The organism is Pseudonocardia sp. NPDC049154 (assembly GCF_040648315.1).
Lineage (GTDB): Bacteria > Actinomycetota > Actinomycetes > Mycobacteriales > Pseudonocardiaceae > Pseudonocardia.
In genome coordinates, this window is record NZ_JBEZDN010000047.1 from 43,268 (window position 1) to 53,691 (window position 10,424).

Annotated in this window: 6 protein-coding genes and 2 pseudogenes; 5 read left to right on the plus strand and 3 right to left on the minus strand. The window is 77.5% G+C overall.

Annotated elements, in window-relative coordinates; all coding sequences use genetic code 11:
* Window positions 1-11 precede the first annotated feature (11 nt).
* The 3 genes from nhaA to AB0B41_RS22100 all read left to right on the plus strand — a co-directional run bounded on the left by nhaA (window position 12) and on the right by AB0B41_RS22100 (window position 6,080).
* Entirely contained in the window at window positions 12-1,289 is a 1,278-nt protein-coding gene (nhaA, locus tag AB0B41_RS22090; protein ID WP_358206167.1) for a Na+/H+ antiporter NhaA, read from the plus strand.
* A 283-nt stretch (window positions 1,290-1,572) separates the two neighbouring features.
* Complete coding sequence (locus AB0B41_RS22095; protein WP_358206169.1) at window positions 1,573-2,790, plus strand: MFS transporter; 1,218 nt, start codon at window positions 1,573-1,575, stop codon at window positions 2,788-2,790.
* A 218-nt stretch (window positions 2,791-3,008) separates the two neighbouring features.
* Window positions 3,009-6,080, plus strand: a complete 3,072-nt coding sequence (locus AB0B41_RS22100; protein WP_358206172.1) for an AAA family ATPase — start codon at window positions 3,009-3,011, stop codon at window positions 6,078-6,080.
* Window positions 6,081-6,095: 15 nt separating this feature from the next.
* Here the strand turns inward: AB0B41_RS22100 and AB0B41_RS22105 are convergent, their stop codons facing one another.
* Together AB0B41_RS22105 and AB0B41_RS22110 are read right to left on the minus strand one after the other, a co-directional pair.
* Entirely contained in the window at window positions 6,096-6,770 is a 675-nt protein-coding gene (locus tag AB0B41_RS22105; protein WP_358206174.1) for a sigma-70 family RNA polymerase sigma factor, read from the minus strand.
* A gap of 202 nt (window positions 6,771-6,972) precedes the next feature.
* Window positions 6,973-7,254 (minus strand): hypothetical protein, encoded by a 282-nt coding sequence (locus AB0B41_RS22110; RefSeq protein ID WP_358206177.1) that lies wholly within the window; start codon window positions 7,252-7,254, stop codon window positions 6,973-6,975.
* Window positions 7,255-7,479: 225 nt separating this feature from the next.
* Here AB0B41_RS22110 and AB0B41_RS22115 point away from each other — a divergent pair, with 225 nt between their 5' ends.
* Together AB0B41_RS22115 and AB0B41_RS22120 are read left to right on the plus strand one after the other, a co-directional pair.
* Window positions 7,480-8,748, plus strand: a complete 1,269-nt coding sequence (locus tag AB0B41_RS22115) for a metallophosphoesterase (protein WP_358206179.1) — start codon at window positions 7,480-7,482, stop codon at window positions 8,746-8,748.
* 3 nt (window positions 8,749-8,751) lie between these two features.
* Window positions 8,752-9,321 (plus strand): annotated as a pseudogene (locus AB0B41_RS22120) (AAA family ATPase); the annotation flags it as partial.
* 868 nt (window positions 9,322-10,189) lie between these two features.
* Here AB0B41_RS22120 and AB0B41_RS22125 read toward each other — a convergent pair.
* Window positions 10,190-10,300, minus strand: a pseudogene (locus AB0B41_RS22125) (IS481 family transposase); the annotation flags it as partial.
* Between the last annotated feature and the right edge of the window lie 124 nt (window positions 10,301-10,424).

Here is a 10,424-nt window from a genome sequence, read left to right on the forward strand (position 1 = left end):
GGCCAACCGTCGTGAGCCGTCCCGCCCGCCTGTTCGACCGCGGCACCTGGCCCGAGGCCCGCCGGATCGGCGACCTGCTCCGCACCGAGACCGTGGGCGGGCTGTTGCTCGTCGGGGCGGCCGCCGTCGCGCTGATCTGGGCGAACTCGCCATGGCAGGGGACCTACTCGGCGCTCGGGGCGATCACCGTCGGCCCGGCCGCGCTCCACCTGGACCTCACGCTCGCGGCCTGGGCGTCGGACGGGCTGTTGGCGATCTTCTTCTTCGTGGCAGGGCTGGAGCTCAAGCGCGAGTTCGTGGCCGGTGACCTGCGTGATCCGCGGCGGGCGTCGCTGCCGGTGGCCGCGGCCGTCGGCGGCATGATCGTGCCGGCCGTGATCTTCACCGCGCTGAACCTGGGTGCGGGCACGGCCGTCGGCTGGGCCATCCCCACCGCCACCGACATCGCGTTCGCCCTGGCCGTGCTCGCGGTGATCTCCACGCACCTGCCGTCCGCCCTGCGCACCTTCCTGCTCACCCTCGCCGTGGTCGACGACCTGCTGGCCATCACGATCATCGCGATCTTCTACACGGACGACCTGCACCCGGTGCCGCTGCTGCTGGCGCTGGTCCCGCTCGCGCTGTTCACGGTGCTCGTGCAGCGGCGGGTGCGGTCCTGGTGGCTGCTGCTCCCGCTCGCCGCCCTCACCTGGGGGCTGGTGCACGCCTCCGGGGTGCACGCCACGGTCGCGGGCGTGCTGCTCGGGTTCGCCGTTCCGGTGGTGCGGCGCGCCGCGGGACCAGGGCCGGGCCTGGCCGAGCACTTCGAGCACCGGTTCCGGCCGCTGTCGGCGGGCGTCGCCGTGCCGATCTTCGCGTTCTTCGCGGCCGGGGTCTCCGTGGTCGACGCCGGCGTCGGCGCGTTCCTGCACCCCGTCACCCTCGGGGCGGCCCTGGGCCTGTTCGTGGGCAAGGCGGTGGGCGTGCTCGGCGCGACCTGGGCGGTCCAGCGGTTCACCCGGGCACGACTCGCCGAGGGTCTGAGCTGGTGGGACGTGCTCGGCCTCGCGGTGCTCGGCGGGATCGGGTTCACGGTGTCGCTGCTGATCGGCGAGCTGGCCTTCGGCCCGGGCTCGGCCATCGACGGCGAGGTCAAGATCGGCGTGCTCACCGGCTCGCTGCTCTCCGCCCTGGTGGCGAGCGTGATCCTGCGCATCCGCAACGCCCGCTACCGGCGGATGGAGGCGGAGGAGGCGGTGGACTCCGACGCCGACGGGATCCCGGACGTCTACCAGCGGCGGGACGACTGACCGGCTCCAGCGCGGCCACGGCGCGGCCACAGCGCGGCCACAGCGCGGCTACAGCGCCGAGAGCAGCGCCAGCAGCGTCCGCCCGGCGGGGACACCGTGACGCTCGGCCAGCCGCACCACCGCGCCCCCGCACACCGGCCCCGGTGAACAGGGCCGCGGCCGACCGGCCGGCGCCGTCGTCGGGCAGGACGAGCTCGGTCGTGCGTCTCGTCCACGGGCCCACGGGAGTTCCCTCGCTCACGACCGCGTGACCTCCTGGTTTCGCACTGCAAGGATGAAACCAGTGACCGCCACGGACGAAACTCACGCCAGCGCCCGCACCGCAGCACCGCCCCCGACCGTCGCCCCCGTCCTGCTCGTCTCCGCGATCCTGCTGCTCGCGCTGAACCTGCGCGGCCCGATCGTCGCCGTCTCGCCGGTCACCGAGGCGATCCGCGCGGACCTGGGGATCGACGCCGGCACGGCGGGCCTGCTCACCAGCCTCCCGGTCCTGTGCTTCGGGCTGGCCACCCCGCTCGCGTCGGCGCTGCTGGCGCGCACCGGGCTCGGCCGCGGCGTGCTGGTCGCGCTGGGCGTGCTGCTCGCCGGGACCGTCGTGCGCTCCCTCGACGGGCTGCCGGCCGCGGTCGCCGGGACGCTGCTGATCGGCGCGGCGATCACCGTGGGCAACGTGGCGGTGCCGGTGGTCATCGGGCGGGACCTGCCGCGGCAGGCGGGTGCCGTGCTCGGCATGTACACGGCCGCGCTCAACATCGGCTCGATGATCACCCTCTCGCTGACCGTGCCGATCGCGGGCGCCACGGACTGGCGGTTCGCCCTGGCGTCCTGGGGCGTGCTGGTGCTGGTCGCGGCCGGTGTGTGGTGGTGGGCGACCCGGTCGCTGGGCGCGGGCACGCCGGCCGACGCGGCGGCCGCGGAAGCGCCCGTTGCCGGACCCGTGTGGTGGCGCCGGCCGGTGGTCTGGGGCCTCACGATCGCGTTCGCCGGGCAGGCCTTCGCCTACTACGGCGTGACGGCGTGGCTGCCGCTGCTGCTCGGCGACGAGCTCGGCATGAGCGACTCCGCGGCGGGCGTGAGCTCCTCGGTCTTCCAGATCGCGGCGATCGTGGGCGCCTTCGGCGTCCCCGTGCTGCTGCGGCTGTGCCCCTCGCCGCGGATCGTCGTGGCCGTGGTCTGCGCGGCGTGGGCGGCGCTGCCGCTCGGCCTGCTGCTCGCCCCGGAGAGCTGGGCGGTGTGGTGCGCGCTGGGCGGGGCCGCGCAGGGCGGCGGGATCACCGTGATCTTCTCCCTCGTGGTGCGGCGCGCGCGGGACCTCACCGAGAACCGCCGCATGTCCGCGCTGGTGCAGGGCGGCGGCTACACCGTCGCCGCGACCGGGCCGTCGGTCGTGGGCGCGGTGCACGAGGCGACGGGCACCTGGTCCGGGCCGCTCCTCGTGGTCCTCGCGGCGGTGCTCGTGCTGTTCACGGCGGGTGTGGCGGCCTCCGGCCGCACCGCCTGAACCTTTTCCGGCCGGGCGTATCCGGCGGCGGTCCACCGCGCTCTTTCCGTGACGTGGGGGAGGGTGCCGCCGGGCCGGGGCCGAGGGGGTGGCGCAGGAGCGGGCCGGGGGTCCCGTGTCTGCGACCGCCCCGGCCCGTCGGGTTCCCACGACCCGGCCGCGCCACGGGCGGGTCTACCTGCTGGACCAGGAGGCCCGGGCTGAATACCGTACGCAGAGTGACCGCCCCGGCCCGTCCGCCCCTGATCGGACGTACCGCCGAGCTGCGGTCCCTTGCCGAGCTGTTCGAGGCGGCCCGCGCGGGCACGCCGGGGGTCGCACTCGTCTGCGGCGAGGCGGGCGTCGGCAAGTCGCGGCTGGTCGCCGAGCTGGTGGCCCGGGCCGAACGGTCCGGGGCCGTCGTGCTCGCCGGCGCCGCCGTCGACGTGGGGGAGAGCCCGCCGCTGCTGCCCCTCACCCTGGCCGTCCGGGCGCTCGCCCGCGAGCCCGCCGGGCGCGCAATCGTCGAGCCGTGGCGGGGCGAGCTGGAGGCCCTCGGGCTCCTGCCGCCGTCGCCGGGCGGGACCGGGCAGGCCGCCCCGCATCACCTCGACACGGCCGGCCGGGTGCTGCTCGGGCTCGCCGCCGACCGGCCCGTGCTGCTGGTCGTCGAGGACGTCCAGTGGGCCGACCGCGCCACCCGGGACCTGCTGTCCTACCTCACGGCGATCATGCTCGACGCCCGGCTGCTCGTCGTCGTCACGCATCGCGAGGGCGGCGGCTCGCCCGGTCTCGACGAGCTCGGCCTCGGCGGGCTGCGTCGGCACCCGCGCGTGCGCGGGATCTCCCTCGGGCCCCTCGACCGGACGGCGATCGCGGAGCTGGTCGCGCGCGAGCCGCTGCCCGCCACGGACGTCGAGGACCCGGTCGAGCTGGTGTGGCAACGCTCGCGGGGCAACGCGTTCATCGCCGAGGAGACGGTCCGCGCGCTGCGCGACCGCGATCCCATGGCGGTCTCGGGCACCCTGCGCGATCTCGTGCTCGGCCGCGTGCGGGCGCTCCCGGAGGACGCCCGCACCGTCGTCCGGGCACTGTCGGTCGCCGAGGGCGCGGTGTCGCACGAGCTCGCGCAGCTGGTCACCGGGCTGCCGCCGGACCGGCTGCTCACCGCCGTCCGGCACGTCGTCGAGGAGGGCTCGGTCGTGCTCGACGGGCCCGGCGCCGAGGGCGGCGACGACGGGTACCGGCTGCGGCACGGGCTGGCCGTCGACGTCGTGTCCGCGGACCTGCTGCCCGCCGAGCGCCGGGACCTGCACCGCCGGTACGCCGCGGCGCTCGCCGAGCTGACCGCCGGCGGCGACCGGTCGGCCGTCGCCGCGCTGCTCGCCCACCACTGGGACCGGGCCGGCGACGACGTACGGGCCCTCAGCGCCGCCGCCGACGCGGCGAGCGCGGCCGAGCGCGTGCACGGCTACGCCGACGCCTACCGGCACTGGCGCCGGGTCGCCGATCTCGTGGCGGGACGGTCGGTGCCGGCGCGGCCCGCGCCCCAACCCGTCGTCGCCGTGGGTCTGGACCGGCCCGTGAGCCTGGAGCGGGCGGCCGAGGCCGCGCACCTGGCCGGCGAGCACGACGCCGCCGTGAACGTGCTGCAGGAGCGGATCGGGCTCACCGACCCCGCCGACCCGCGCCGGGCCACGCTCGTCGCGCGGCTCGGGGACTACCTGCTCGCGGCGGGCCGCGGGGTCGAGGCCGAGGGCGCGTACCGGGAGGCGCTGCGGCTGGGCGGGGAGGCGCACGTCGCGCTGCTCGCCGGGCACGCGGAGGCGCTGCAGGCCGCGGGCCGGTTCGCCGACGCCCGCGACGAGGCCACCCGGGCGCTCGCGGCGGCCCGGCGGGCGGGCTCGCCGGACGAGCAGGCGCGCGTGCTGGTCACGCTCGGCTTCAGCCTCGCGTACCTGGAGGACACCCAGGCCGGCGCGGCCGCGCTCGCCGAGGGGCTGCGGGTGGCCGAGGCGAGCGGGTCCCCGACGGTGCTCGGCAGTGCCTACCACCGGCGGGCCGAGCTCCTCTCCGGACCGCTCAACGCCCTGTCCGAGGGCATCGACCTCGCCCTGGCCGGGGCCGAGCGGCTCACCGAGCTGGGCCTCGGCCGCACGCACGGCGTCCGGCTGCTCGCGCTCGCCGCCAACGGGCAGTTCCGCTGCGGGCGGTGGGACGAGGCCGTCGAGGTGATCGACCAGGCCTTCCGTGCCCGGCCGTCCGGCAGCGAGGCGCTGGACATCCGCCTCTCCCGCGGCCGGATGCGCGTCGGGCGCGGCGACCTGAGCGGGGCCGCCGAGGACCTCGACGCGGTGGCGATGCTGGCCCACGACACCGTCGGCGCCCGCTACCGCGTCCCGCTGCTCACGCTGCGGGCCGGGCTGGACATGTTCCTCGGCCGGCCCGAACGCGCCGTGGAGCACACCGTCGCCGGGCTCGACGTCGTCGGGAAGGGGCACGACGACGTCTGGCTCGAGGCCCCCCTCATCTGGCACGGGCTGCGGGCCCACGCCGAGACCGTGCGGCTGGACCGGCCCCCGCCCGCCGACGACGTGGTGGACCGGCTCCGCGAGTCGGGGACCGGGCTGCACGACCGGGCCCGGCGGGCGGTGCCGATGGTCGCGGGGCTGGTCGGGGTGTTCGCGCAGATGTGCGACGCCGAGGTGACCCGCGCCGACGGCGACTCCGATCCCGAGCTGTGGGGCGAGGTGGCCGCGCAGTGGCGGCGCCGGGACCAGCCCTACAACGTGGCCTACGGGCAGCTGCGCCGCGCGGAGGCGCTGCTCGCCCGGCGCACCCGCAGCAGAGCCGCCGCCGAGGCGCTGGTCGAGGCCCACGACATCGCCGCGGACCTGCGGGCCGTGCCGTTCCTCGAGGAGGTCCGCGACCTCGGCAGGCGGGCGCGGATCCGGCTCCCGGACCTGCCCCCGGTGCCCGAACCGGCCGGGTTCCCCGCGCCGGACGCGGGGGCCGAGCCGGTGCCGGAGGACGTGGAGGTGGCGCGGCCGGCCCGGCCGCGGGTCCCGCCCGCCCGGCCGCCGACCCGCCGGGACGTGCTCGGGTCGCTGACCCCGCGCGAGACGGAGGTGCTGGCCGAGATCGCGGCCGGGCACACCAACCGGGAGATCGCGCAACGGCTGTTCATCAGCGAGAAGACGGTGGGCATCCACGTCACGCACCTGCTGGCCAAGCTCGGGGTCCGCAGCCGGGTGCAGGCCGGGGCGGTCTACCTGCGCGCCGCCACCAGCGAGACCCACCCCGGCTCCTGAGCCGGGGGGTCCCGCTCAGCCCGCGGCGGTGCCGGCGGTCGGGGCGAGCCCCCGCACGACCGGGTGCGCGGCGCCCAGGCCGCGCTCCACCGCGAGCCGGCGGAGCTGGTCGAGCGCCCGGGCCCGGGTGGGGCCGATGGAGCCCGTGGGGATGCCGGTGACCCGGCTGATCCGCTCGTAGCTCCAGGTGTCCTCGCCGAACAGCGCGGCGATGAGCAGCCGGCGTCGGCGGGGCAGGTCCGCGACCAGGGCCCGCAGCTCGCGGGCGATGTCGGCGTCGACCGCGCGCTGCTCGGGCCCGGGCGTCGCCTCCGCGACGGCGACCCCGGCGTCCTCCACCGGGACGCCGGCGTGCGCGGCCCGGTCGAGGATCCGCAGGCACTCGCGGCCGGCGACGGTCGAGAGCCAGCCCGGGAGCCGCTCGACGTCGTTGATGCGGTCGGCGTTCTGGGCGAGCCGCAGCCAGGTGGCGGCGACGGCGTCGTCGGCGTCGGCGGGCTGCAGCCGGAAGCCGCGGACCCGGGAGCGGACGAGCCGCTCGTACCGGGTCACGACCTCGCGCCAGGCGGCCTGGTCGCCGGCGGCGAGCCGGCCGAGCAGGTCGGTGTCGGCGGACCCGGCGGCCGCGGGGCCGGGCGCGGTGAGAACGGGCGCGCCGGTGCCGGACGGGGGTGGGACGGGCGTGCGCATGGATGCCTCCGAGGGGGTCCTGCGCGGCCGGGGCACCGGCTCGCTGATGACCCCTCAGAGACTTCCGCCCGGAGGGCGTCCCGCGCGTCTGGACAACCCCCTAGGAGGGTCGCGGTGACCCCCCTATTTCCGCGGGGGACCACCCCCACCTCCCGTGGGTGCGGCGGGCGTCGACCGGGGGGAGGACCCCCGCCGCGGGAGGTCAGCGCGAGGTGCGCACGTCCCTCGGCTCCGTCCGGCGGGCCGCGTGCTGCGCGGCGGCCGGGGAGTGCCCCCGCCGGGACGGGTCCCACTCACCGGTGTCCGGCGGCTCGGCGGCCGACCGCTCCCGGGCGGGTTCGCCGCACGCGTCGGCGTGCAGGGCGGAGTGGACCCACGCGATGCTGCCGTCGGGCAGCACCCGGTCGACGTGGGCCAGAGTGGTGTAGCGCTCGCGAGCGATGTCGATCGGCGCGTAGCACCGCTCGCACAGATGGACCTGCAACTCGCCTCCCACGGCTCGGGGCAAGGGCCCCGGATCGGCGCTGAGACGAGGCTGGTTCGGACGCTGAATCGCCCGATTTTGGCACGCGAAACCCATGATCTCCCAGGTCGCACGGGGTGGCGTCGCGCACGTCCCGGGATTGTCGGAGGGCGGTTGTACGCTCGCCGCAGTCGAATCGCACGCGTGTAGTTCGTGTGCCGGCCCGCCCGTCTGGAGGTTCTGGGAGTGCGCCTGGTCCACGCCGCCGACCTGCACCTCGACAGCCCGTTGCTGGGGCTCTCCCGGCTCGGGGACTCCGACCTGGCGGACACGCTGCGCCGGGCCACCCGCCGGGCCTGCGAGAACCTCGTCGACCTCACCGTGGCCGAGCGGGCCGACGCGCTGCTCCTCGCGGGGGACGTCTACGACGGGAACTGGCGGGACTACGCCACCGGCGCCTTCTTCGTCCGGCAGATGTCCCGGCTGCACGACGAGGGGATCCCCGTCTTCCTCATCAACGGCAACCACGACGCGGAGAGCGAGATCACGCGGTCGCTGCGCCTGCCGCCGAACGTGCACCGCCTGGCCACCGACCGTCCCGAGACCGTGGTGCTCGACGACGTGGGGCTGGCCGTGCACGGCCAGGGCTTCGCCACCCGCGCGGTGCTGGAGAACCTGGTGCCGGCCTACCCCGACCGGATCCCGGGCCTGGTCAACGTGGGGCTGCTGCACACGTCCGTGCTGGGTGCGGAGGGGCACGACTCCTACGCGCCCTGCACCCCCGAGGACCTCGCGCGGTGCCGCTACGAGTACTTCGCCCTCGGGCACGTGCACGACCGCCGCGTGGTCAACGACGGGGAGCACGTCGCCGCGTTCAGCGGGAACCTGCAGGGCCGGCACCCCCGCGAGCCCGGGGCGAAGGGCGCGACCGTCGTCGAGGTCGGGCCCGGCGCGCGGGCCGAGCTGCGGCACGAGGTCTGCGACGTCGCCCGCTGGACCCACGTCCGGCTCGACGCGAGCGCCTGTGCCGACGCGGACGAGGTGCTGGAGGCGCTCGACGCCGAGCTGCGCGCGGTCGGCCTCGCCGCGGGCTCCCGGCCGGTCGCGGCCCGTGTGACCCTCGACGGGCCCACCCCGGCGGCGCCCGCCCTGCTCGACGCGGAGTGGCTGCGCGCGGAGATCGACGTGGTGGCGGAGAAGTCCGGGGCCGTCGTCGAGATGGTGCGCAACCGCACACGTAGCCCCCGGGCGGAGGACGCGCCCACGGAGGCCGTGGCCGCCGTCGACGAGGAGCTCGCGGGCGCGGTCGCCGTGGCGGCGTCGCGGCTGGTGGCGGAGCCGGAGCGGGCCGGCGAGCTCGTCGCCGTCCTCGAGCGCGAGGCCGGGCGTCGGCTGCGCGGGGCCGGGCTGGACCTGCGGGACCCGGCCGGGCTGGCCGAGCTGGCCCGGCGGGCGGAGGAGGAGCTGCGGGCGCGGCTCGCCGGCTCGGACGCCGCGCGCGGATCGGCGGCCTGAGGGGTGCGGATCACCGGGCTCACCCTCGAGCGCTACGGCACCCACGAGGGCCGCGTGCTGGCGCTCGGCCGCGGGCTGACGCTGGTCACGGGGCCCAACGAGGCGGGCAAGTCGACGCTGCTCGACGCCGTGTCCGACCTGCTCTGGGGCTTCCCGCGCCCGGTCCGGCACGCCTACGCCGCCTCGCCGGCCCGGCTCGCCGTCGCGGCCGAGATCGCGCTGCCGGACGGGGAGCTGGCCGTCCGCCGCACCACCCGCGGGCTGTTCGGGCCGGGGGACGAGCTGCTCGAGGCGCCCTGGGGCCCCGGTGGCGCGCAGTCCCGCCGCACCTGGCAACAGAGCTTCGGGCTCGGGCACGAGGCGCTGCGCGAGGGCGGCGCCCGGCTCTGCGAGGGCGGCGGGGAGCTGGCCGAGCTGGTGTTCACCGCGCGCAGCGGGCGGGACGTGCGAGCGATCCTCGCGGAGCTCGACGAGGAGGCGGACCGGCTCTACAAGGAGCACCGCAACGCGCAGAAGGTCGAGCTGCGGCGCGCGCTGTCCGCCTACGAGCACGCCGACGCCGCGGCGGCGGAACAGATGTCCCGGGCGGGTGACGTGGCCGCCCTGGCCGAGGAGATCGGCCGCCTGGAGCGCCGGGCCACGGCGCTGGCCCGGGACCGGGAGAGCGCGGCGCGGGCGGGCGCCGAGGCGCAGCAGCGGGTGCGGGCGTACCCGGCGGCGCGGGACGTCGCGCGGCTGCGGGCGGACCTGGCGGCGCTCGCGGCCTCCGGGGTCGTGCTCGACGCCACCCGGCTCGCCGAGTTCGACACCGCCCGGGAGGCCCGGGACCGGGCCGAGGAGACGCTCGCCGAGCTCGAGGATCGGCTGCGCGCGCTGCGGGCCGAGCGGGGCGAGATCCGGGTCGACGAGGCCGTCACGGCCGACGCCGAGCAGATCCACCGGCTCGCGGGCGAGCGGCAGGCCCGGCAGGCCGAGGCCGAGCGGCTGGGCACGCTGCGGGCCGAGGCGGCGGACCGCTCACGCCGGGCCGAGGAGCTGCTCGAGCGGATCGAACCGGGCGTCGGGCCGCGGGCGGTGCGCCGCCGGCTCGAGGCGCTCACGGTCCCCGCGGACCGCGCCGCCGACCTCGACGCGCTGGCGGCCGAGGTCGAGCGGGTGGCCGCGGCCGCGGACCGGGCCGCCGAGCAGCACCGCGAGGCGCGCCGCACCGCGCGGGAGGCCGCCGACGGCGCGGCCGGCCCCGACTCGTCCGCCGTGGCGAGGGTGGCCGAGGCGCGCCGCTCGGTGCTGGCCGAGGGCTCCGCCTGCGCCCTGCGCCGGGCGGCGCTGCGGGAGGCCGCCGACGCCGCGCTCCGCGCCCGCACCGCCCTCGAAGGCACCGGCCTGGGCGCGGCCCTGTCCGGCTCGGTCCCGTCCGGCTCGGTCCTGTCCGGCTCGGTCCTGTCCGGCTCGGCACCGTCCGGCTCGGCACCGTCCGGCTCGGTCCCGTCCGGCTCGGCACCGTCCGGCTCGGCACCGTCCGGCTCGGCACCGCCCTCGGCCGGGACGACCGGCTTTGCGGCGGTCGTCGACCCTCCGACCGGCCGGACAGCCGGCCCGGACACAAGGAAGGTGCACCAGTGAGCGATATCTAGACTCGGGGAGGCCGGATCCCCGCCGGCCCGCACGCTCGCCGG